The following is a 22,547-nucleotide window of genomic DNA, read 5'->3' as shown; positions in this document are numbered from 1 at the left end:
TGCCTTACTCGGCGGGGCTTAGCCCGTTTCCGGTCGCGCCTTCGATCTCGGAATGGACCGACGGTACGCCCGCAGCCTCGCGGCGGCTGTCATTGTAGATCGCCTTGATCAGAGAGATGCACATCAGCACCATCACAACCGAGAACGGCAAGGCACCGATCACCATCGCCGTCTGGATGGCCGAGGTGCCGCCCGACACCAGCAACCCGCCAACGACCAGCGCAAGCGCACCGCCCCAGAACAGGATATGCGGGCGCGCCTTTGGCCCCTCATCCCCCGCCGCATTGATCGTGTTCACGATCAGCACCGCCGAGTCTGCCGAGGTCACAAGGAAGGTCATCAACAGCACCACAATCAACAGCGCCATGCCCCATGCCAACACCTGCGCAATGGGGGCGAGCATGAATTCGGTCATCGCAAAAATCTTGTCGCCATTGGCTGCGTCATAGATCACGCCATTCGCGCCGCCATTCAGCTCCAGATCAATTGCCGTGCCGCCTGCCCATGCGAACCAGACAAAGCACATTAGCGCCGGAACGATCATCGCGCCCAGCACGAATTCCCGAATGGTGCGCCCGCGCGAAATCCGCGCAAGGAACAGACCGACAAAGGGCGCGAACGCGATCCACCACGCCCAGTAGAACACAGGCCACCAGCCCTGCCACTGAGCCAGAAGGAAGGATTCGGACCCCTCAACCCCGTCCGAAAACCAGACATTCAGACTCATCTCGGGCAATGCAATCAGGTAGTCCCAGATGCCTACGACAATCGACGTCGCCCCGAACCACGACGCACCAAAGATGATGAAAAAGCCAAGGAGGATGATCGACAGCACCATGTTGATGTTGGAGAGCCACTTGATGCCCTTGCCCACGCCAGACAGCGCCGACAGGGTCGAGGCCCCCATGATCACCAGCAGCGCCACGATGATACCGGTCATGTTGGCCGCGCCTTCTGCGTCCACAAGCCCGCCAATACCGATACGCGTCAGACCGGCCACGAACTGGTCCACGCCAAAGCCCAGCGTTTGCGCCACGCCAAGGATGGTGGCCACAACCGCCACGATGTCGATGATATGGCCCAGAATACCCGACAGCGCCTGCCCGAACAAAGGCGTCAGCGCCGACCGGATGGTCAGCGGCAAACCGCGCCGATAGCTGAAGAACGCCAGCGACAGACCCGCAATTGCGTAACAGGCCCATGCGCTGAGACCCCAGTGCAAGAAGGACCATTTGAACGCCATGCGCACATTGTCCGCCGTGCCGCCCGTGGTCAGCCCCTGAATGGTTTCGGGGTTCGATCCGAAATGGGCGACAGGCTCGGCCACCGCCCATGTCAGCATGCCAACACCGATACCGGCCCCGAACATCATGGAAAACCACGAGAAATTCGTGAACTCCGGTCCTTCACCCGGTTGGCCAAGGTTCATTCGCCCCGCCGCAGGCCAGATCGCCAACACGATACAGACCACGATGAAAAAGGCGACAACCCAGATATACCACGCGGCGAAATTCGCCAGAATGACCGAATTCAGCCCCCCAAGCACGTTGCCCGACTGTGTAGGCCAGAAGATGCACCAAACCACCAGAATACTGATGATGATCTTGCTGACGACTGTCACATTGATGCTGAATCCGCGGTAAAAGCCGACATCAGCGGTCTTGATTGGCAACTCCGTCATCGGAGGCTGTATTGACATGGAATGTTCCCTCTTTCCGTTTCTCTTGCCTCAACATGGGGCAATTCACGAAAACGTCAAAAAACAAGCGGTTGCATTCCAGCCCCGCGCACTCATCGGGCGCGGGTGCGCGGGGGGTTACAGCGCCCCCGTGATCGCGCTCGCATGGCCCTTGATCGCATCCATATCGCCCATCTTGCCCGGGGCGCGCAGCGCGACGCCCGCGTGGCGCGGCAGGATGTGGAAATGCAGGTGATAGACCTCTTGCCCGCCCGCATCCTCGTTGAACTGCTGGATCGTGATGCCGTCCGCGTCCAACCCTTTCAGTGCCGCATTGGCCACACGGCGCACAGTGGACATTACGGCGGCCAGTTGCGCATCACTCGCGTCCAGCACGTTGCGGCAGGGCGTTTTGGGGATCACCAGACAATGCCCGTCCGCACGCGGCATGATATCCATGAAACACAACGTGTCGTCATCCTCGTAGACTTTCACCGACGGGATTTCACCGCGCAGGATTTTGGCAAAGATGTTCTGGTCGTCATAGGCCGTCATGGCTCAGTCCTTTTGTATGGGGCGCGGGCGGGTCACAGACCCAGAAACGCCGCACGTTCGGCGTAGTAATCCGACACTTCGGGTAGGGATTCCAGCACCGGATCGGGCAAACGCGTCACTCCCGCCGCAGGGGCGGTGATACGGGCGACATAGCCGCAGGCATAGGTGGCAATATCCATCGCGGCGCAGGCACGTTCGTCTTCTTCGATCTCGGCGTAATAGACGGTGAAATCCTTGGCCATATCCGGATCATCCAGAAACCGCGTCACTTCTGCATGACGCTCTGTCGCGCCGTCCAGCAGATCGCGCGCCGCATCAAGGTATGCGGCCACCTTTGCCGCAATGGCGCCGTGGCCGTCCAGCGCAGGCAAGGCGCGCGTGGCACAGTCCAGCAGGAAACGCGCCTGATCCGGCGCGTCGGCCTGTTCGAAATTGTTCCAATCAACTGTCAACAAGAACTCCATTCCTGACCAAGACCACCGCCATACCGGCGCGGGCATTGCCGCCCTGTGCGGTGATACGCAATGTGAGTGTGGGATGCAAAAGGCTGAACTGCTTCAACACGCCATCCCTGCCTTGCGATGTACCCAGCCCGCCGAAACATGTGTGGCAAATGCCGGTCTCGTTCGAGATGTGGATATTGACGATTCCGTCCTTCAGATCCTCGTCATCCAGTGCTTCGGCCTCGATCCGCGCATGGACCGCGTTCAGAATATCCTCTTCGGCATGGCGCGAAGCGATGGGGTTGGGGTTGGGCGACTTGATCGCCCTGTCCCTGCCATAAAGCTCGTCCAGTGACGGTAGCCCCGCATCCCGCCGCAAGGCAGGCGACAACCCGACAAAGGACTCGCCCGCCAGTGCAGGAATATTGGTGCCCGCCGCAGCCAGCGTGTTGTCCTCGCTCAGCCCCAGTTCGACACGGATATCGGCCAGATCCTGATCGGTCGGTTGCGGTGGTGGCGGCAGGCGCCGCGCACCGGCGGCCAGCAGGGCCAGAAAGGCACGCGCGTCGTCAGAAAGCTCGCCCTCACCGTCCATGCAACTGGTCCCCCTGCCGCCCTGCGCCTGACGGGTATACGCAATCGCACCCGTCAGGCAAATGCCGGAACGTGCGCTCAGGCGTTGACGTCAACCACCACGCGGCCTTTCACCTGACCGCCCAGAATATCCGCGCCCAACTTGGGCAGATCGGACAGGTCCGCAGGCTGGATCATCGACTCAAGCTTGTCCATCGGCAGATCCTTGGCGATGCGCTGCCATGCGCGCACACGGTTGTCATAGGGCTGCATAACGGAATCGATGCCCAGCAGGTTCACACCGCGCAACAGGAACGGAATGACCGTGGCAGGCAAGGCCGCGCCACCGGCAAGACCGACTGCCGCAACACTGGCGCCATATTCCATCTGCCCCAGCACGCGGGCCAGCATCGCGCCACCCACCGCGTCCACACAGCCGCCCCATGTCTCGCCCTCAAGCGGGCGCTTTACCGTCTCGTTGATCTCTTCGCGCGCCACAATCTGGGTTGCCCCCAAGGATGTCAGGTACTCGGCTGTCTCGGGCCGACCCGTCACACCGGCCACCTGATAGCCAAGATTGGCCAGAATGGCCGTCGCCACCGACCCGACACCGCCCGCAGCACCGGTGACCAGCACAGGCCCCTTCCGGATGCCATGATCCTCCAGCGCCATGACCGCCAGCATCGCGGTAAATCCGGCCGTTCCGACCGCCATGGCCGAACGTGTATCCAGCCCCTCTGGCAGCGGCACCAGCCAGTCGGCCTTCACCCGCGCCTTTTGCGCATAGCCGCCCCAATGGGCCTCGCCCACGCGCCAGCCGGTCAACACCACCTTGTCCCCGGGGGCATAGCGGTCATCATCCGACGCCTCGACCGTGCCCGCAAAATCAATCCCCGGCACATGGGGGTACTTGCGCACCAAGCCACCGCCCGATCCAAGGCACAAACCATCCTTGTAGTTTACGGTGGAATACTCGACCGCGACAGTCACCTCGCCCTCGGGCAAATCCTCAAGGCTCAGCTGCGTCACCGCCGCCGAGGTCTTGCCGCTTTCTTCGTCCTTGTTCACCACCAGTGCATCAAACATCGCTTACTCCGTTCCTAGGGGCTGTCCCCTGCTTCTTTTCGTGAAAAATACTCCCGCCGGAGGCTCCGCCCCTCACAGCCAGAATGACTCCTGAACTGTTGCGGCGCGCATGCCGTCAGGTGTCTCCACCTCCAGCTGCGTGCCTGCATCCCAATGGGTCATACGCACCATGCCGATGGACACGTTGGTTTTGAAATCCGGCGACCAAGCGGCGCTGGTGACCTGCCCCACCTTGCGCCCTCCGCCAAAGATCGGCCACGGGCGGTCACAGCGGCCGACAGGATCACCTTCAATGGCAATGGGGCGGATCTGCTGGACCGGCCCTTCCTTGTTCACCCGCAACAGCGCATCACGACCGATGCAGCCAATCGCCGTCTGGATATCACAGAACCGCGCCAGCCCGCACTCATGCGGTGTGTTGTCGTCAGTCATGTCGTTGCCATAGCTCAGCAATCCCGCCTCGACCCGCTCGATCGCGTTGGGACAGCCCGCACGCACGTCCAGATCCGCACCGGCGGCAAACAGCGCGTCCCACAGCGGCATGCCGATATCCGCGCCATCCACATAAATTTCATAGCCGCCCTGCTTGGAATAGCCCGAGCGCGCAATCGCCAGATCGCGGTCCTGAAACTGGAACATGTCAAAGCGGAAGAACCGGATATCGCGCACGCGGTCGCCAAAGACACGGGCCATCAGGTCTTCGGATTTAGGCCCCTGAATGGCCAGTGGCGACACATCGGGTTCATCCACCAGCACATCAAGGCGATAGCCGTTGGCGATGCCTTTGACCCACAACAGCAGATCGGAATCCGCGATGGAAATCCACCAGCGGTCTTCGGACAGTTTGACGGCGACAGGATCATTCAGCATTCCCCCCGTTTCGTCCACGATGGGCACGTAATAACATTGCCCCGGCAACATGCGGCGCAGATCGCGCGGCGTCAGCATCTGCATCAAGCGCCCCGCATCGGGACCGCGCAACTCCACCTGCCGTTCGCAGGCCACATCCCAGACCTGCACCGCTCGTTTGAGGTGGTGGTAATCCGCCTCAACGCTTTCGAACACGGTGGGCAGCAACATCCGGTTATAGACGGTATAGGCGCTGACGCCCTGCGCCTCGACACCGTCCGAAAACGGCGTGCGCCGCAACCGTCGTGAAGGGGAAATCAATGCCATTACGTCGCCTCCCTACCTGTTGGCAAAGCCATCAAAATCTTGGAAACCGGCGCGCCAGTCGCGCCAAACCCGCAGCCCACCGATTTGCGGCCACGGGGGTCATCCATCCTGTTCCGGCATAAACACCAGATCACTCACCGGTGCCTGCCATCCCGCGGCGGTCATCATCGCATGGATCTGGCCACGGTGATGGGTCTGGTGGTTGAACATATGTATCACGCACAGGCCGAGCGGTTGTTTGAAATCACGCTCCAACGTGCCGGAATACCACGTCAAATTCCGCTTCAGGTCCAACCCGCGCAACGTGTCGGCCCACATGCGGATTGCGCCATCCAGCCGGAAACGGTCCGCGCTCCACACCGCAAAGGTCGGGGTGAAATCCAGATGCCCCGGTGTGCCATTGGCAGGCGGAGGTGCTGGAATGCGGTCGTGAAAACGGCTCATCCACAACGTGTCGGCCCACAGAATGTGGTTCAGCGTCGCCATGATAGAGCCGAAAAACGCGCCGCGATCCTCGCGCAGTGCGGCATCCCCGACAGGGCCGAGCATCTCGGTCAGTTGCCGGTTCTGCCACGCATTGTAACGGGCCATCTGGCGCACATAACCGGCTTCGATCATAGGACGGTCTCCGGAGCTATCGGGCTATGGATCAAGGTTTCGGACCTTTCCAGTCAATCGGGCAAATCTCGGCCGATTTGCCGCCGAAGTCCCAGATGCGGCCATAGTCACGCACGCGGCTTTTCACGCCACGGGCGGCGATGATGTCGGGGCCCATCCAGTATTTCGAGTTGGTGATCATCACAGGATGATCCGGCGTTGCGCCGTCGATCATCTCGATCTCGCCCTGAATCTTGCGCCCGATATACAGGCCGCGTTTTTTGCCGTCGCGGACGATCTCGACCTTCTCACGCTCGGCCCCGACGATGTCGCTGACCAGCAGCGTGAACAGGCCCGTTGTGCCCCCCGCCGCGCCCGAGAAGATTTGCAGAATACCGTTATAGGCCTTACCGCTGGCCCGTTCGTCCACATAGGCCGCAACGCGCCAGCCGCCCTCGCCCATCCGGCCCGGAATATCGACCATCAGCCCGACGTTGAGGCCCGACAGGTCTTCGCCCTCGTAATGGCCCTCGTCGATGGCGATGGCCATCCATGCATGGCAGTGCCCTTCGGTGGGCGGGTGCGCGCCCAGCGACACGACACAGGGGCAGAACACCTCGCACGAGCAGTTCAGGAACAACTCGCCCTTGATGGCCCATTCGGTCGGGGTCATCTGACGCCGTCCGGGGTTCGGCATCCGGCTGTCGATGCGCTGTGAAATCGGCAATCTGTCCGCGTCGGGACGCTTCGTTACGGCCATGGTTTAACTTCCTCCGATATAGGGCCAGACCAGAACGGCCAGACCGGCGGCGATCAGGATCGCCCCCATAGGTTTTGTCACAGCATGCCCGATCTGAGGCAGCTTTTCGAGCACCATAAACAGCGTCGCAAGGCCCATCCACGCAAGGCTCATCACCCCGCCGACAAAGCCGAGCGCCATAAAGCCCCAGCAACATCCGACGCAGAACGCGCCAAGGCCAAGGCCCATGCGAAAGCCGCCCAAAGCGCCGGTGCGCCAGTGCCCAAGGAAATACATCATGGGGCTGTGACAGACCCCGTGGCAGATTTCCTTGGCGCGGGTGAACTGGAACGCGCCGACCGCGACCAGCAACAGACCCGCAAAGACGGTGGTTCTGGAAATGCCCAGCATGTCGATCACGCCACCATAAAGCAGGGCCAGTTGCACGGCTGTGATCAGCGCGGCAAAGACGATCCACACCACCAGATAGCCGACGATCACGCCCAGCCATCCCGCACGTGTGCCATCGGCCGAGATCATGAGGTCTTCGTAGCTGCGCAAGGTCGGCACCATCGTGGGCAGCATCATCGCCGCCATCATGATCGCCCACATCGCGAACAAGGGTCCGAAATTGGCCATGGGCATGTACATCGGCATGCGCGGGTCCATCGCCGCCATACGCGCGCCCATCTCTCCGGGGCGGCCCAGCAGGTCCACATCCATGTCCATCGCCATGGCGTACATGATCCACCACGCCACCAGAATGGCGCCGAAAAAGGTCAGCCACAAAGCAGATCGAACGAGATGCGGCATATGTCCTCCCTGACCGATGCGCGACTCAATACTTGCCAGATTAAATGTCAGACAATAATATGTCAGACAATTAAAAAGTTGTTCATATGAAAATTGACGCCAACAGTTCCAAGGACCTGTCCGCCCAGATCGCGACGGCCATTCGGGATGCCATTGTCGCGGGCGATCTGATCGTGGACCAGCGCCTGCCGTCCGAGGCTGAACTCGCCGACCAGTTCGACGTGTCCCGCCCCACCGTGCGCGAGGCGCTGAAGCGGCTGGCAGCGCAATCGCTGATCCGCACCCAACGCGGGGCCACGGGCGGGGCTTTTGTGAACCGCCTGCGCTTTGAAGAAGCCTATGACCAGCAGGTCACCACTTCGACCCTGCTCTTGTCGATGAACGCGGTCAGTTTCGATGTAGCCTGCGAGGCGCGCTATGCGCTGGAACGGGCCTGCGCGCCCCTGTCGGCACAACGCCGTACGCCGGATCAACTGGCCACGATGCGCGCCGAAATCCACCGCCAGTCCCAACCCGGTCTGACGGACGAGGCATTCTGCGCCTCTGACGTGACCTTTCATCGCGCGCTGGTGGATGGGGCGGGCAACAAGGTGCTGTCCTATCAACTTGCCGGTGCGGTCGAGGCCATGCAGCCTCTGATGAATATGATCACCTTTACCGCCCGCTCGCGCGAGGCGATCGTGGCGCTGCACACCGCCATCGCGGACGCGCTTGAGGATCACGACGCCGCAAGAACGGACGACATCCTATCGCAGCTCGAAACCTATACCCGCGAACTGGCCCAGACCGTCGTATCGGCCCGCGCACAGAAATTGACCAAGAAGGAGCGTAAGACCGCCTGACCCGAGACAAGAAAAAGACGGCATATTACAAGACCAAGGGTCAGGTACCGAATTTCACTCACGTCAGGGAGGACGTTATGAATTTGAGACCAGACCCCACATTCCACCCCTCGCCGAAAATGGCGATGCAAGCGCCCGTGGAAAAGCTTGCCTTTACCCTCATGCTCAGCCCCGATGGCACCAAACCCGACGGGTTGGCCGTGGTCGATGTGGACCCCGCCAGCAAGACCTACGGGCAAATCGTGCATTCGCTGTTCGTGCCCAACCTTGGCGACGAATTCCACCACTTCGGCTGGAATGCCTGTTCCTCGGCCCTGTCGCCGCTGACGGGCCATGCGTTTCTGGAACGGCGCTACCTGATCATTCCGGGCATCCGGTCGTCGCGTATCTATATCATCGACGTCAAGGAACCGCTGGACGCGAAAATCCACAAGATCATCGAACCCGACGAGTTGATGGCCAAGACCGGCTATTCCCGCCCCCACACCATCCATTGCGGTCCCGAAGGCATCTATGTCTCTACCCTTGGCGGTGGCGGCGCGGACGGCACTGACGGCCCTCCGGGTATTTTTATCATGGATTGCGAGTCTTTCGAGATTTTGGGCCGTTACGAAATGGATCGCGGCATCCAGGACAAGCATTATGATTTCTGGTGGAACCTGCCGCGCGACTACATGGTCAGCAGTGAATGGGGCCTGCCGCCGCAATTCGAAAACGGCGTGGTGCCCGAAGATCTGTTGTCCAACAAATACGGCCACACGATCCACTTCTGGGATTTGCGGGGGCGCAAGGTGACTAAGTCCATTGATCTGGGCGAGAACCACCAGATGGCGCTGGAAATTCGCCCTGCCCACGATCCGGTCAAGGAATACGGCTTTTGCGGTGTGGTCGTGGACACCACCAATCTGCAAGGCGCGATCTTTACATGGTGGCGCGACAAGGATGGGGAATGGCAGGCCAAGAAGACGATCACCATTGATCCCGTCCCTGCCGAAGTGGACGATCTGCCTGACCTGCTGAAAGGCTTTGGTGCGGTGCCGCCTCTGGTCACCGATATCGACCTGAGCATGGACGACAAATACCTTTATGTGTCGTGCTGGGGACTGGGCGAGATGCACCAATATGACGTGAGCGACCCGATGAACCCCGTACTGGCGGGCAAGGTCGAGATCGGCGGCATCGTCACCAAAACCAAACACCCCAATGGCAAGGATTTCGGCTATGGGCCGCAGATGGTCGAGATCAGCCGCGATGGCAAACGGGTCTACTGGACCAACTCGCTGTATTCCTCGTGGGATGACCAGTTTTATCCTGGGGATCGCGGGGCGGCGATGGTCATGGCCCATGTGGGCGAAAACGGCGGCCTGACGCTGGACAAGGATTTCTGGACCGAGTTCCCCGAAGGCTATCGCAGCCACCAGATCCGGCTTGAGGGGGGCGACTGTTCCACCGACAGTTTCTGCTATCCTTCGGTCTAGACCTTGATCGACCTTACCAGCGCGGCGGGCCTGTGGCTCGCCGTGATCCTGTCGGGGCTGTATCACGGGCTGAACCCCGCGATGGGCTGGCCGCTTGCCGTGTCTTCGGCCCTGTTCGAGCGCCGCCGCTCTGCCCTGTGGCGTGCGCTTGGCGCGCTGTCGCTGGGGCATTTCGTGGCGATGCTGGCCATCCTGCTGCCGTTTTCCATGATGTCCGTGCTGATCGACCACCAGCGCGCCATCCGCATCGGCGCGGGGCTGATCGTCATTGGCATGGGTCTGTATCTGGCGATCACGCGCCGGCACCCGCGCTTTCTGGCGCGCATAGCGCCACATCGGCTGGCGCTGTGGTCCTTCCTTGTGGCGCTCGCGCATGGCGCTGCCCTAATGCTGGTGCCGATCTATCTGGGTCTTTGCGCGGTCGAGGAACTGGACACAGCCCACCGCGCCGCCTCGGCGCTGATGGCAACCACCGCGCTGGCGCTCGCGGTTGCCATAGTCCACACGCTTGCGATGATGGGATCGGGCGGCGCCATCGCCTATGCGGTGCACCGTTGGCTGGGTCTGCAATTCCTGTCGCGCAGCTGGTTCGACCTTGACCTGTTCTGGGCGCTCAGCCTGATCCTTGTCGGCACCATCGGCGTCTGGAGCGCGCTTTAACCCCGCGCATAGGGGCACGAAATTCCCAAGGTCCGCTCCAACTGCGCCCACGTGACTTCCTCGAACCGCTCGGGCCATGTGACACCAAGTTCGGCGGCCCGCGCACGCGCCCGTGGCAGATAGGCGGCGGCATAGGCCAGATGCGCGGCGATCATCCCCTCGCGCGTCGGCACGGCGGCTGGCATGGACATCAGCACCGCCTTTTGTGCGTCGGTGATCAAACGGTTGAGGTGCAGGATACCCCCGCGATGCGGCGCGTTCGTTTCCTCGATCATCAACTCGACCAGCGCATTGCGCAGATGCGACACGCCCAGCACACCGTTCAGATATTCCTGGCGCCCTGCGGCCAGATGCAATAGCCCGAGGATGCGAATGAACTCTTCAATCTGGTATTTGAACTTGGCGGGGTTCGGCCCCGTGGCGGGCGGCGCGGCGGCAAGTCCGTCATAGATACCGCTGTGATCGAATAGCGGCTTTAACCCCGCTTGCGTTTGGTGGCCCATCTGGTCCGGTTTCAGGATCACCACGTCAGTGCGGGTCCAATCGGCGGTGATCGCGTTGATCAGAACAGGCACAGTTGTCCGGTCCCACCACAGCACAATCTCGCCTGTCTTTTCCACGGCACTGCGCCATGTGGCCGCGACCTCGTCAGACACACCATCGCGGGCGACCAACACGAAATCAAGGTCGCTATAGGCATCCGCCATGCCGGTCGCATAGCTGCCACTGAGGAACAGCGCCTCGATCCCCTCGACCCCGCGCAGCGCCTCGGTGATGGTGTTAATCGTGACCTGATGTGTCATGCGACGCCCCTCTTATGTCCGATCATACGCTAGGGCGCGGCCCTGCCCGTCACAAGGCAAACGTCAAAAGCCGCAAGAAATGGCCGACGCACAGTTGATCCACATCAAGGCCTCAAGAATTGGGTCGGGTTAGGCTACACTCGAACGCAGCACCACAGGAGGATGAGATATGTTTACCAAGATCGTAATCGGACTGGACGGATCGGAAACATCGGAACGGGCGGTGCGCTTGGGCTGTGATCTGGCAGAGAAATACGGCGCTGAAATACACCTTGTACACACGCCCCAACCCGAAACAGTGGCCTATGCGATGGGCGCGGTGTCGGGGTTCCACGCCGCCACCACGATGCCCTCGGCCACCGACGTGACCGCAGCAGGCACCAAAGTGCTGGACGCGGGCAAGGCCATCGTGGCCGAGTGCGGCCAACGCGTGACGCAAACCCATCTGCAACTGGGTGATCCGGCAGATGTGATGGTGGATTATGCCGAAGAATGCGGTGCCGACCTGATCGTGCTGGGCCGTCGCGGTGTCGGTGCGCTCAGCGCGTTGGTACTGGGCAGTACAACGCAGCGCGTGAACCATCTGGCGAAATGCGCCTGCCTGTCGGTGATGTAAAATCCGACAGCGTCCCCTGCGCGAGTGGCCTAGGCCCCGCGCAGGGTGAACCTCTACCCCAGATGCTTTGCAAAATGCGCAAGTGTCCGATCCCACGCCAGCGCCGCCGCCTCGGGGTCGTAGCGCGGTGTGGTGTCGTTGTGGAACCCGTGCGGCGCATCCGCGTAAAAATGCGCCTCGAATTCCTTGTCATTGGCAACCAGCGCCGCCTCATATTCAGGCCAGCCCGCATTAATCCGGTCATCCAGTTCGCCATAATGGATCAGCAGTGGCGCTTGAATGCTCGGCACATCCTCGGCCCTTGGCTGGCGGCCATAAAACGGCACCGACGCTCCCATTTCGGGATAGGCCACCGCCAGCGCGTTGCACACGCCCCCGCCATAGCAAAAGCCAACCGCTCCCACTTTGCCGGTCGATCCCTCATGCCCGATCAGGAACTCGAACGCGGCAAAGAAATCCTGCATCAGCTTGGTGCTATCCAGCTGTTTTTGCAGCGTGCGCCCGTCATCATCATTGCCCGGATAGCCCCCAAGCGGCGACAGCCCGTCCGGCCCGAACGCCATATAGCCCGCCTTGGCCGTGCGCCGCACCACGTCTTCGATATAGGGGTTGAGGCCACGGTTCTCGTGCACCACCAGAACCGCAGGCAGCTTGCTTGTCGTACCCGCAGGAATCGCCATCAGGCCGGTGATCTCGCCATGGCCGTCGGGACTGTCATAGGTGACACGCTTGGTCTCGATGGCTGGATCGTCCGGCGCGACCTGTTCGGCCAGTGCATAGTTCGGTTGCAGGCTTTCCAGTACTGCCGCCGCTGTGACGCCCGCCGCAAGATACCGGCCCGCCCCGCTCAGAAAGGCGCGCTTGCTCATCTCGCCATGCACATAGCCGTCATAAAGCCGAAGGATATTGGGATCGAAGTCTTTTGCCGTCTTGCGTTTCATGCTGCGCACCCTTTCGCTGATGGCAGGGCCGCGAACAGCCCGCCTATGTCATCCGCAGCATAACATATTGCCGGATGGTCATGCGCGCTCTAATTCACTGGGGATGACAGACATCCTCAACTACGCCGCCGCCCTGCTGACCATTGCCTTCGGGCTGTTCGGCTTTCTTGCCCCGCGCTACACCGCCGCGGCGCTGGACCTCGCCCCGACGCACAGCACCATGGGGCTGAGCGAGCTGCGCGCCAGCGTGGGCGGGCTGTTTGTCGTGGCCGGTGCTGCTGCGCTCTGGCTGAACGAACCGCTGGCCTATGCGATGATCGGCTTTGCCTTTGTCGGTGCCGCTTTGGGCCGCGTGCTTTCGCTGCTTCTGGATAACCCGCCCCGCACCAAGGTGCTGCTGTTCGGCGGGATCGAGGCTGCGCTTGCCGCTTGGTTCCTCTGGGCCAATCTTTAAGGCGGATGAACCTTTTGCGCGCTTTGGCAGTTTGTGCTGCACATCCCTGACAAAAGGCACGCTCACATGGACTGGATCACCCTTATCAACTACGGCCTCGTCGCGCTTAGTGTTATCTTCGGCGCGATGGGCTGGCTGGCCCCGCGCTACACCATGGACACGGTGGATTTGAAAGACGGCGGCTCGACCATGGGACGCTCCGAAGTGCGCGCCGCCTCCGGTGCGCTGTTTGTCGTGGCGGGCCTTGGTGCGCTCTGGCTGAACACGACCGCCGCTTACGCCATGATCGGTTTTATCTGGGCCGGTGGCGGCCTCGGGCGCTTGACCTCCCTCATCCTTGACGGTCAAACACGCAAAAAGTGGATTTTCTTTGCCAGCGAAGTCGCCGTCGCCGCCATCGCCCTTATCGTAAATATCTAAATAAAATCAGCGCACAACGCGCCAAACCTAAACAACCCCACCCCTTCTCTGTTCTAAAAAAATCCCCGCCGGAGGCTCCCGTAGATTGCAACCGGCACACCGCCCGCCTATATGTAAATCGTCCTTCGGGACTATGGACATAAACGCGCTCGTAATAAGCGGATCGGACCCGGGGGCGGTACCCGGCGACTCCACCAAACATCCTTTCATTTGAAGGATCATGGGGTCGAAATAGGATCGACGGACGTCTAAAGGGGTTTGCTTTGTCTCGGCTGTCTGCCACCGTTACCGGCGAAAACTGTACAATTGCAAATGACAATCGTGCTCCGATGGCAGTAGCAGCGTAAGCTGTTCCTAACATCGAAAATTAAGTCCTTACGCCTAGCCGCGTAAGGCGGGGTTCGCAGGCACCTGGCAACAGAAGCCTGCACTTTCCCACCCTGTCATAATTATAACACGCTGCTTGAACCGTGTTTCGGTTTGTGTGGATCGCGGTCCCGATGCCCGCCGTTGCCCCGCCAAACACCCCTCCCCGCACTTAATCCGCGCTTTCTGCGCCTCGCCTCTTTTCACCACCGGAATTTGGGATATGGTGACAGGTAAGAGTTATGGGGAACGCGATGAGCCGCAGCATAGATTACGGCAACCTGATGCATGAAGCCATGCGTGGCCTCATTCGCAAAGTCTTGACCGACGTGGCCGATAACGGCCTGCCCGGATCACACCACTTTTTCATCACCTTCGACACCAGCCATCCGGACGCCGAATTGGCCGACTGGCTCAGCGACCGCTACCCCGGCGAGATGACCGTGGTGATGCAGCACTGGTATGACAAGCTTGAGGTCGGCGCGGACGGGTTTGCTGTGACGTTGAACTTCGGTGACGCGCCAGAGCCGCTGTTCATCCCCTATGACGCGATCAAGACCTTCGTCGATCCGTCCGTCGAATTCGGCCTGCGTTTCGAAACGCAAGAGGACGAGGACGAAGAAGGCGCAAGCCCCGCCACGCAAACGCCCGACATCCTGCCCAGTCCCTTGGCCAGCAAACCCAAGACCGGTGCGAAAAAGGACGATGTGAAGAAAGACGCGGACAAACCGGCCAAAGATGCCGAGGTTGTCTCGCTCGACAGCTTCCGCAAACCCTAACGCGCAGCGCGTCCTAGTCGTCGCGGGCGAGGAATGTCTCGACCGCGCGCAGGATTTCCCCGTCACGGATCACCTGAAACCGCAGGTTCAGCCCGCCATCGGTCAGGGTGCGGTCATATTGTTGCAAGCTGTATCCGCCGTTCGCCCACACAAACAGTGAAAACACGGTCAGCGTCTGCCCTTCGATGCGTGACCAGACATAGGGTTCGCCCTTCATCGGGTCGAGCTGCACCTCGTGGCCGAACACGTTCTTGCGCTGCGCGGCCGCAAAAACCTTGTCGCGGGGACTCGCAACAAAACCCACGCGATAGGACTTCTCGTCCACATCCCCGTCAGCGCGATAGCTGATCGAGGTCCATTGCACCTGAAACCCTTCTTTGGTCGGCCCGATCTCGACGCTCATGTCCCGCGGGATCTTGGTCCCGTCCAGCGCTTGCACCTCGGCAGAACCGGAATATTTCCCGTAAAAATCCGAGAAATCCGCGCGCACCTGCGTGGCCAGCACCATAAACAGCACGCTCAGTACCGTCAGGGCGGCAAGGACGGGCAATTTTTGCGAACGGCGTGCGGTCAGGGTCGCGATCATGGTCAACTCTCCTTTGCGGGGGGTGGTGCCCATAACATAGCGCTCTGCGGGGCAAGGTACACCACTCTTTCCCGCCAATCCGCGCAGGTTAGATGGCTTGCATGCTTGTCTGCGACGTCCTCGGCCGATAAACGCTTAGGCAAACATGATCACCCCAAAAGGAGCCGCCCGATGGCCGACACCCGCACCGAATCCGACAGCTTTGGACCGCTTGAAGTTCCGGCCGACAAGTATTGGGGCGCTCAGACCCAGCGGTCGATAATGAACTTCCCCATCGGTTGGGAAAAACAGCCCGTCGCCATCGTCCGCGCCCTTGGCGTGATCAAGCAAGCCTGCGCCATGCAGAACAAGGCCCAAGGCGATCTGGATACCAAACTGGCCGACGCGATCATCCAAGCGGCCAGCGAAGTGGTTGCAGGCAAGTTTGACGATAACTTCCCGCTGGTGGTCTGGCAGACAGGCTCCGGCACGCAGTCGAACATGAACGCGAACGAAGTGATCGCCAACCGCGCCATCGAAATCCTTGGCGGTGTGATCGGCTCCAAAGACCCTGTGCACCCCAACGACCACTGCAACATGGGCCAGTCCTCGAACGATACCTTCCCGACCGCGATGCACATCTCGACCGCGATGACCGCGCGCGATGTGCTGCTGCCGGGTCTGGAGAAGCTGCATGCCGGTCTGCAAGCGAAGGTCGAGGCCTTTGACGGCATCATCAAGATCGGGCGCACCCATACGCAGGACGCCACCCCACTGACGCTAAGCCAGGAATTTTCGGGTTATACCCATCAGGTGGCCATGGGCATCCAGCGGGTCAAAGACGCTTTGGGCCGTATCTATGAACTGGCCCAAGGCGGCACCGCCGTCGGCACAGGCCTGAACACCAAGAAAGGCTGGGCCGAGGCCGTCGCCGCGCATATGGCCGACATCACCGGCCTGCCCTTCGTCACCGCGCCCAACAAGTTCGAGGCGCTGGCCGCCCATGACGCCATGGTCGAAATGTCCGGCGCGTTGAAAACCGTGGCTGCGTCCCTGTTCAAGATCGCCAACGATATCCGCTTCCTCGGCTCGGGGCCGCGTTGTGGTCTGGGCGAACTGGTGCTGCCAGAAAACGAACCCGGATCGTCGATCATGCCGGGCAAGGTGAACCCCACCCAGTGCGAGGCGCTGACGCAGGTATGCGCCCATGTCATGGGCAATGACGCCGCCGTGGGCTTTGCCGGATCGCAGGGCCACTTCGAACTGAACGTGTTCAAGCCGATGATGGCCTATAACGTGCTGCAATCCATGCAGTTGCTAGGCGATGCGGCGTCGGCCTTTACCGACAACCTTGTGGTCGGACTGGATGCGGACCGTGTGCGTATCGACAAGCTGATGCGCGAGTCGCTGATGCTGGTCACTGCGCTGGCGCCCGAAATCGGCTATGACAACGCGACCAAGGTTGCCAAGACCGCGCACAAGAACGGCACCACCCTGTTGCAAGAGGCGATCGCCCTCGGTTTCGTGGACGAGGAAACCTTTGACCGCGTCGTGCGTCCCGAGAACATGATCGGTCCTAAATGAGCGACTCGCCCATCAACCTGAACAAAGTGCGCAAGGCGCGCGCCCGTGCTGCCGACAAGGCACGGGCGAACGCCAATTCGGTCGCATTCGGGCGGACAAAGGGCGAAAAGACAACTGAGGCTAGTATACGCGCACGTATGGCGCGTAACCTTGACGGAGCGGCCCTTGAAAGGCCCTCCGATCAAGCGGACGACGACCCTAAAAAGTCATAAATTCCGGTCATATAGATACACGTTAGGTGGTTAGATGTTTCGTATGACGCAGGATTTCAGTTCAGGTATTTTTCAAGTTCAGCGCGCGCCTCGCCTGCAAGGCGTACGCTGCCGTATCCGCTCGGCGCAGTTGTATCTACCGCGTCTCGGTCCCCATCATGCATGAGCGCCCCCAGAAACATTCGCTGACCCTAAAAGGGCACCGCACTAGCGTATCGCTAGAGCCGGAGTTCTGGAAAGCGTTCAACGAGATTGCGGATGTTCAAGGCAAACCGCTGAATGCGCTCGCCTCGGAAATCGACGCCGCGCGCGGGCCGGATGTCGGGCTGGCCTCGGCCATTCGCGTCTATGTTTTGGCCTATTACAAAGACAGCTAGACGCGGGCGGCGGCGCAACAGCGCAACCGCCTTAGATCTGATCAGGCGATGGATGCGGCGTGGATCACGTCGATGTTCTGGCCCAAGGCCGCTTCGAACTCGGCATCTGTCATGTCGCGCTGCAACCCTTCGGTCAGGGCGCGGCTGAAACTTGCGATCATCTTGTGGTTCTTGGCCAGACGCGCGCTTGCCTCTTGCGTGGAATAACCGCCAGACAGCGCCACAACCCGCACCACGCGGGGATGATCCGCCAGCGCGTCGTAAAGGCCGGCCTTTTCGGGCAGCGTCACTTTCAGCATGACATCCTCGCCGTCTGCCAGTGTTTCGACCTGCGCCATCAGGGCCGCGGCCAGCAAATCCTCGGCCTCGGCCTTGGTGGCGGAATGGATGTTCACCTCGGGCTCGATGATCGGGACCATGCCCGCGTCGATCACGTGGCGGGCAACGTCGAACTGGTTGGCGACGGTGGCCTTGATACCATCCGCATTCGCCCCGTTCACAACCGACCGCGCCTTGGTCCCAAATACGCCCATGTCCTTGGCCGCTTGCAGGGTCTTGTCCAGATCGGGGATCGGTTTCAGCAACTGCACATCGTCCGCCTCGCTCTCAAGTCCCTTGTCGATCTTCAGGAACGGCACAACGCCGCGCTGCTGCCACAGAAAGGCGGGCACGGACTGGCCGTCGATCTTTTCACCCAATGTCTTTTCAAACAGGATCGTGCCGATGACCTTGTCGCTGGTGAACTCCGGCGCAAGCATGATGCGGGCGCGCATCCGCTGCATTTCGGCAAACATCGCCTCTTCGCCATCATAGTCGCTGGCATCCACCCCATACAGCGCCAGCGCCTTGGGGGTCGATCCGCCCGATTGGTCCAGCGCGGCAATAAATCCTGCCCCGTTTTCCATTCGGTCACGCATTTTGGCAAAGTCGGGCATCGGGTTCTCCGGAGAAGTTATTAACGTCGCGTTACAGGTAACCTATTCAAGCGGCACAGTTAATCCCGCCCGCGAAATGTTAGCGCTGCCGTTTGCGCAAATTCAGCCAGATTCCATCGCTTGCGCGCACGGTCAGGTGGGCGACGGGCACCGGCGTGCGCCCTTGCACCGGTTCGACCTCGAAATCGCGCAACAGACGAGCCAGAATCAGCACGCCCTCGACCATGGCAAAGCCCGCGCCGGTGCACACACGCGCCCCTGCCGAAAACGGGATATAGGCGTCGCGCTGGCAGCTCTTGCCATTCTCGGTGTGCCAGCGCGCGGGGTCGAAATCGTCCGGTCGGTCCCATAGCCGTTCGTGTCGGTGCAGGTGCCACGGGCTCAGGACCAGTTGGCTGGCGCGCGGCACATCGCGGTCGCGGAAATGCTCGGGTTTCGTGTTCTCGCGCACCATCATCGGCACCGGCGGGTACAGCCGCAGTGTCTCGCGGAACACATCGCGGGTGGTTGCCAGTTTCGACATGACCGAGAAATCACATTGATCCAGCGCCTGCGCCTCGGCGGCGACCTTGTCCTGCCAGTCGGGATACAGCGCCATCAGGTACAGCGCCCATGCCAGCGCCGAGGCACTTGTTTCATGCCCTGCAAGAAAGAAGATCGCCACCTGATCAACCATCTCGTCCGGTTCGAACGTTTCACCCGTCACAGGATCGACCGTCGTCATGATTTTGGTGGCAAGGTCATCGGGCGCGGTGCCTTGGGCGACCTCCTCTGCGCGCGTGGCGACCAGTTCCCCGATCAACGCGCGGATGCGCGCCGCACTCGCACGGGTGTCGCGGCGGAACAGGCGCGGCATCCATTTCGGCAGCGGCACAAAGGCGGCAATGTTCAGGATCGGTTGGCTGCGTTGATAGATGCGGAATTCGTCGAACACAGCCGCGGCCAGTTCATTTTCGATCGGGATCGAGAACAGCGTGCGAAAGATGACGTCCGCCGCCACATGGCTGGTCTGGGCCTCGATCTCGCTGACACCCTCGCGCAGACGGCCCGCCGCCGCCTCTGACGCGTCCCACATTGCGGGAAAGGTTTCGCGCAGCCGCCCCCCTTCGAAGGCAGGGTCGATGATGCGGCGCTGACGCTTCCATGTCTCGCCATTGGTGACAAAGACCGAATTGCCCAGCAGCGGGCGCAGCCCCTCGCCCACGCGGTCGGATTTGGGGAAATCGTCGGGCCGGTCCTTGAGGACAGTTTTCACCAGATCAGGCTGGTTCATCAGATAGCTGCGGAAGAAAGGCGTGCGAAACTCGGCCATCCATGCACAGTACAGGCGCGCAGGCTGGGCCGACAGAATGTCCTGCCGGAACAGTTTGGCATAGCGCCACAGCGACACGCGATCCGGCCGGCTGGGCGGCTTGGGGGGCTGCCGCATCGTCATGGCGTGACCGAGGTGTATTTCGACACCGCTCGATCAATGCGGGATTTCGATGGCGGACGGTCGGCATAGCGCGCCGCCAAAGTCAGCGGCCCTGCCGTGATCTGGAAATAGTCGTAGTCCAAGGGCCGGTCAAAGGCGCACAGATACTGGAAATGCAGCCGGAAAAAGCGCCAACGCAGCTCGGCCCAGCGTTCGGGGCTGAGGCTGTGGGTGAACTGCGCGGAAAACACCAGCGGCCAGCGCTTGCCATGCGGCGCAACACCCGAGACCGAAACCGGATCGCACAGTGCAAAGGCGCAGCCATCCCCCGGCGCGGTGACATCCACCCATGACAGCGCGTCACTTGCCGATAGGAACGCAAGGTCCGCGCGCAACCGATAGGCATCGCGCAAAAAGGACACCATCGGCACCACCTGCCCCAAGGACAGAAAGGACAGCGCAGGCCCGCCCGCAGGCACACGGCCCGCGCGGATCAGGTCGGACAGGATCGACACCCCCAGATGCGCGCCCGAGGAATGGCCAACCACCAGCACCTCGTCCACGTCCTCTGCCAAGGCGGCGGCGATGCTGTCCTGAAAGGCGGCCATGCGGGCCTCCAGCGCCGCCGGATTGGCCCCGTTCGAGGCGGCGGAATAGGCGTAGTCGTGCATCAGGTAATAGGCAAAGAACTTTCCGTCCTTGGATTTGAACCAGCGCAGCAGCGCCACAAAACCCGCGGCCCCGATCACCGCACCGACAAGTGCGCCAACCGTGCCGAACAGCCCCGCACCAACACGCCACACCACCCACCACAGCATCAGCGCCAGCAGCAGTTGCGCCAGCAACATCCCCACCGGATACAGCGCGGCGATGACAGGCCCCTTGCGCAACCGCATCAGACGGCGCAGCGCACCGGAAGCGATATAGGTCCACGCGGTGCGCACCAGTTGCAGATATGTGGCCGGAATCGAAGTCGCCATGCTGTCGCGCACAATGTCGGACCAGACCAGCACATCCACATCCGCATGCACGTCCTGTCCGTCGATCCGCGCATCCACCTGCCAGCCATAATGTTCCTGCGTCGCCTTCGGTTTCAGCGTGATGTCATAGCCCGAAATCGCAGCCTGCGCCGCGCCTTCCTTGCGATACAGTTCGCGGTAGCGGCGCGGATGGATCGGATCATAGCCCGGAATATAGAACACGCGGCGGCGTTTGACGGGGTTGGGATGCGTGCTGCTCATCTTATGCACCTCTGTTTAGGCGCATGATAGCGGCATTGTTGGACCAAAGTAAGGCGCTCGGGCTAGCCCAGCGTGGCAAGGGCGGGGAAGGTTTCCAGCAGCCAGAAGCTGAAGCGGGTGAACAGGCCGAAGAGCATCGCGGCACCGACCAGCAGCAACAGCGCGCCCATCACCTTTTCGATCAGCCCCATGTGTTTCTTGATCCGGTTCATTAGGCCCATGGCGCGGCTCATGAACATCGCGGCCAGCAGGAACGGAATGCCCAGACCCGCCGCATAGACCCCCAGCAACAGCGTGCCGCGCGCCACCGAAGCCTCGGACGCGGCAAGGGTCAGGATCGCGCCCAGTTGCGGGCCGATACAGGGCGTCCAGCCAAAGGCAAAGGCAAGGCCCAGCACATAGGCCCCAAACGACGACCCGCCCTGATCGCCCGCATCCATTCGCGCCTCTTGATCCAGAAACGGGATCCGGAACACGCCAAGGAAATGCAGGCCGAACACCATGATCACCACGCCGGAAATCTGCGAGAACAGCACCTGATTGGACAAAAAGAACGCGCCAAAGGCCGAGGCCGCAAAGCCGAGGAACAAAAACACCGTGCTCAGCCCCAGCACAAAGAACAGCGCGGCTAAGGTGGCGCGGTTGCGCCCTTCGGTGCCGTCCGACATCTCGCCCACCGTCATGCCCGACATATAGGCCAGATAGGGCGGCACGATGGGCAGCACGCAAGGGCTGAGAAAGCTGATGATCCCCGCAAAAAGCGCCACGCTCATCGCAGGAAACAGGCTCGCGTCTATGATATCAATTCCGAACATGACTGTTCCCTACCGCGCCCGTTGATCCGCGTCACGCGCTGATCGCTCACATCTGTGTGGACAGGTTGAAACATCCCGCCTACATCTCGCGGTATGGATGATCAAAACACTCTTGATGCGACGGGGCTGCTATGCCCCCTGCCCGTTCTCAAAGCGCGCAAACGGTTGCAATCGCTGGCCTCTGGCGACTGCCTTACCGTGCTGGCCGACGATCCGGCGGCGATTGTCGATGTGCCCCATTACTGCGCCGAGGCTGGTCATGAACTGGTGTCGAGCGATCTGTCCGGCGACATCCAGACCTATGTGATCCGCAAGGCCTGAACGGTCCCGACCTGTCTGGTCCGGTTGACCCGTGGCCAAAGGAAAAAGGGCGCACCCTGCAGCG

General features: G+C 61.2%; 27 protein-coding genes and 1 other RNA gene. 12 read left to right on the top strand and 16 right to left on the bottom strand.

Features of this window, described 5'->3' with window-relative positions; genetic code table 11:
- Positions 1-4: 4 nt before the first annotated feature.
- The 9 genes from AC6GQJ_RS02230 to AC6GQJ_RS02190 all read right to left on the bottom strand — a co-directional run bounded on the left by AC6GQJ_RS02230 (position 5) and on the right by AC6GQJ_RS02190 (position 7,660).
- Entirely contained in the window at positions 5-1,699 is a 1,695-nt protein-coding gene (locus AC6GQJ_RS02230) for a BCCT family transporter (protein ID WP_500771343.1), read from the bottom strand.
- A 117-nt stretch (positions 1,700-1,816) separates the two neighbouring features.
- Positions 1,817-2,233: an HIT family protein gene (locus AC6GQJ_RS02225; protein ID WP_500771341.1), complete on the bottom strand. Its 417-nt coding sequence runs from the start codon at positions 2,231-2,233 to the stop codon at positions 1,817-1,819.
- A gap of 32 nt (positions 2,234-2,265) precedes the next feature.
- Positions 2,266-2,688 carry a hypothetical protein gene (locus tag AC6GQJ_RS02220; protein WP_500771339.1) on the bottom strand — a complete coding sequence of 141 codons (423 nt, stop codon included), beginning with the start codon at positions 2,686-2,688 and terminating at the stop codon, positions 2,266-2,268.
- Positions 2,675-3,271 carry a hypothetical protein gene (locus AC6GQJ_RS02215; protein WP_500771337.1) on the bottom strand — a complete coding sequence of 199 codons (597 nt, stop codon included), beginning with the start codon at positions 3,269-3,271 and terminating at the stop codon, positions 2,675-2,677. The genes AC6GQJ_RS02220 and AC6GQJ_RS02215 overlap by 14 nt, the downstream gene beginning before the upstream one ends.
- A gap of 77 nt (positions 3,272-3,348) precedes the next feature.
- Positions 3,349-4,335 (bottom strand): acryloyl-CoA reductase, encoded by a 987-nt coding sequence (acuI, locus tag AC6GQJ_RS02210; protein WP_500771335.1) that lies wholly within the window; start codon positions 4,333-4,335, stop codon positions 3,349-3,351.
- Positions 4,336-4,407: 72 nt separating this feature from the next.
- A complete protein-coding gene (locus tag AC6GQJ_RS02205; protein ID WP_500771333.1) occupies positions 4,408-5,511 on the bottom strand; it encodes a dimethylsulfoniopropionate demethylase in 1,104 nt (367 codons plus the stop codon).
- Positions 5,512-5,610: 99 nt separating this feature from the next.
- A complete protein-coding gene (locus tag AC6GQJ_RS02200; RefSeq protein WP_500771331.1) occupies positions 5,611-6,129 on the bottom strand; it encodes a DinB family protein in 519 nt (172 codons plus the stop codon).
- Positions 6,130-6,160: 31 nt separating this feature from the next.
- Complete coding sequence (locus AC6GQJ_RS02195) at positions 6,161-6,868, bottom strand: DUF1326 domain-containing protein (protein ID WP_500771329.1); 708 nt, start codon at positions 6,866-6,868, stop codon at positions 6,161-6,163.
- A gap of 3 nt (positions 6,869-6,871) precedes the next feature.
- Complete coding sequence (locus AC6GQJ_RS02190) at positions 6,872-7,660, bottom strand: DUF2182 domain-containing protein (RefSeq protein ID WP_500771327.1); 789 nt, start codon at positions 7,658-7,660, stop codon at positions 6,872-6,874.
- 86 nt (positions 7,661-7,746) lie between these two features.
- Here AC6GQJ_RS02190 and AC6GQJ_RS02185 point away from each other — a divergent pair, with 86 nt between their 5' ends.
- The 3 genes from AC6GQJ_RS02185 (at position 7,747) to AC6GQJ_RS02175 (ending at position 10,640) form a co-directional block, all read left to right on the top strand.
- Positions 7,747-8,502, top strand: coding sequence for a FadR/GntR family transcriptional regulator (locus AC6GQJ_RS02185; protein WP_500771325.1), 756 nt, complete (start codon positions 7,747-7,749; stop codon positions 8,500-8,502).
- Between the two features lie 77 nt (positions 8,503-8,579).
- Positions 8,580-9,980, top strand: a complete 1,401-nt coding sequence (locus AC6GQJ_RS02180) for a selenium-binding protein SBP56-related protein (RefSeq protein WP_500771323.1) — start codon at positions 8,580-8,582, stop codon at positions 9,978-9,980.
- Between the two features lie 3 nt (positions 9,981-9,983).
- Entirely contained in the window at positions 9,984-10,640 is a 657-nt protein-coding gene (locus tag AC6GQJ_RS02175) for a hypothetical protein (RefSeq protein ID WP_500771321.1), read from the top strand.
- Here the strand turns inward: AC6GQJ_RS02175 and AC6GQJ_RS02170 are convergent.
- The gene (locus AC6GQJ_RS02170; RefSeq protein ID WP_500771319.1) at positions 10,637-11,443 is read right to left on the bottom strand and encodes a nucleotidyltransferase domain-containing protein; all 807 of its coding nucleotides are present in this window, start codon (positions 11,441-11,443) and stop codon (positions 10,637-10,639) included. The genes AC6GQJ_RS02175 and AC6GQJ_RS02170 overlap by 4 nt on opposite strands.
- A 169-nt stretch (positions 11,444-11,612) precedes the next feature.
- On the opposite strand from AC6GQJ_RS02170, the gene AC6GQJ_RS02165 reads away from it, so the two are divergent.
- Positions 11,613-12,059, top strand: coding sequence for a universal stress protein (locus AC6GQJ_RS02165; protein WP_500771317.1), 447 nt, complete (start codon positions 11,613-11,615; stop codon positions 12,057-12,059).
- A gap of 53 nt (positions 12,060-12,112) precedes the next feature.
- Here the strand turns inward: AC6GQJ_RS02165 and yghX are convergent, their stop codons facing one another.
- Entirely contained in the window at positions 12,113-13,000 is an 888-nt protein-coding gene (gene yghX, locus AC6GQJ_RS02160) for a YghX family hydrolase (protein WP_500771315.1), read from the bottom strand.
- 103 nt (positions 13,001-13,103) lie between these two features.
- Here yghX and AC6GQJ_RS02155 point away from each other — a divergent pair, with 103 nt between their 5' ends.
- The 4 genes from AC6GQJ_RS02155 (at position 13,104) to AC6GQJ_RS02140 (ending at position 15,019) form a co-directional block, all read left to right on the top strand.
- Positions 13,104-13,454: a DUF4345 family protein gene (locus AC6GQJ_RS02155; RefSeq protein WP_500771313.1), complete on the top strand. Its 351-nt coding sequence runs from the start codon at positions 13,104-13,106 to the stop codon at positions 13,452-13,454.
- A 66-nt stretch (positions 13,455-13,520) separates the two neighbouring features.
- Positions 13,521-13,874 (top strand): DUF4345 family protein, encoded by a 354-nt coding sequence (locus AC6GQJ_RS02150; protein ID WP_500771311.1) that lies wholly within the window; start codon positions 13,521-13,523, stop codon positions 13,872-13,874.
- 81 nt (positions 13,875-13,955) lie between these two features.
- Positions 13,956-14,306: a transfer-messenger RNA gene (ssrA, locus tag AC6GQJ_RS02145) on the top strand.
- Between the two features lie 188 nt (positions 14,307-14,494).
- On the top strand, positions 14,495-15,019 hold the full coding sequence (locus AC6GQJ_RS02140) for an SspB family protein (protein ID WP_500771309.1): 525 nt from the start codon (positions 14,495-14,497) through the stop codon (positions 15,017-15,019).
- 13 nt (positions 15,020-15,032) lie between these two features.
- Here AC6GQJ_RS02140 and AC6GQJ_RS02135 read toward each other — a convergent pair whose 3' ends face one another.
- Positions 15,033-15,605, bottom strand: a complete 573-nt coding sequence (locus AC6GQJ_RS02135; protein ID WP_500771307.1) for a hypothetical protein — start codon at positions 15,603-15,605, stop codon at positions 15,033-15,035.
- A 171-nt stretch (positions 15,606-15,776) separates the two neighbouring features.
- Here AC6GQJ_RS02135 and fumC point away from each other — a divergent pair, with 171 nt between their 5' ends.
- From fumC to AC6GQJ_RS02120, 3 genes are all read left to right on the top strand, one after another.
- Positions 15,777-17,168: a class II fumarate hydratase gene (gene fumC, locus AC6GQJ_RS02130; protein ID WP_500771305.1), complete on the top strand. Its 1,392-nt coding sequence runs from the start codon at positions 15,777-15,779 to the stop codon at positions 17,166-17,168.
- Positions 17,165-17,380, top strand: coding sequence for a DUF4169 family protein (locus AC6GQJ_RS02125; protein WP_500771303.1), 216 nt, complete (start codon positions 17,165-17,167; stop codon positions 17,378-17,380). Before fumC ends, AC6GQJ_RS02125 begins: the two co-directional genes overlap by 4 nt.
- A 158-nt stretch (positions 17,381-17,538) precedes the next feature.
- A complete protein-coding gene (locus AC6GQJ_RS02120; RefSeq protein ID WP_500771301.1) occupies positions 17,539-17,757 on the top strand; it encodes a ribbon-helix-helix domain-containing protein in 219 nt (72 codons plus the stop codon).
- A 41-nt stretch (positions 17,758-17,798) separates the two neighbouring features.
- Here the strand turns inward: AC6GQJ_RS02120 and AC6GQJ_RS02115 are convergent, their stop codons facing one another.
- The 4 genes from AC6GQJ_RS02115 to AC6GQJ_RS02100 all read right to left on the bottom strand — a co-directional run bounded on the left by AC6GQJ_RS02115 (position 17,799) and on the right by AC6GQJ_RS02100 (position 22,162).
- Positions 17,799-18,692, bottom strand: a complete 894-nt coding sequence (locus AC6GQJ_RS02115) for a fructose bisphosphate aldolase (RefSeq protein ID WP_500771299.1) — start codon at positions 18,690-18,692, stop codon at positions 17,799-17,801.
- Between the two features lie 79 nt (positions 18,693-18,771).
- A complete protein-coding gene (locus tag AC6GQJ_RS02110; protein WP_500774004.1) occupies positions 18,772-20,121 on the bottom strand; it encodes a cytochrome P450 in 1,350 nt (449 codons plus the stop codon).
- 2 nt (positions 20,122-20,123) lie between these two features.
- Positions 20,124-21,347 (bottom strand): hypothetical protein, encoded by a 1,224-nt coding sequence (locus AC6GQJ_RS02105; RefSeq protein ID WP_500771297.1) that lies wholly within the window; start codon positions 21,345-21,347, stop codon positions 20,124-20,126.
- A 62-nt stretch (positions 21,348-21,409) separates the two neighbouring features.
- Positions 21,410-22,162, bottom strand: coding sequence for a cytochrome c biogenesis CcdA family protein (locus AC6GQJ_RS02100; protein ID WP_500771295.1), 753 nt, complete (start codon positions 22,160-22,162; stop codon positions 21,410-21,412).
- 93 nt (positions 22,163-22,255) lie between these two features.
- Between AC6GQJ_RS02100 and AC6GQJ_RS02095 the strand changes: the two genes are divergently transcribed.
- Entirely contained in the window at positions 22,256-22,483 is a 228-nt protein-coding gene (locus tag AC6GQJ_RS02095) for a sulfurtransferase TusA family protein (RefSeq protein ID WP_500771293.1), read from the top strand.
- Positions 22,484-22,547 lie beyond the last annotated feature (64 nt).

The sequence above is a fragment of the Tateyamaria sp. 7Alg 36 genome, from assembly GCF_059882455.1.
The sequence above is the reverse complement of the archived record's forward strand: the minus strand, read 5'-3'. Positions and strand labels throughout refer to the sequence as shown.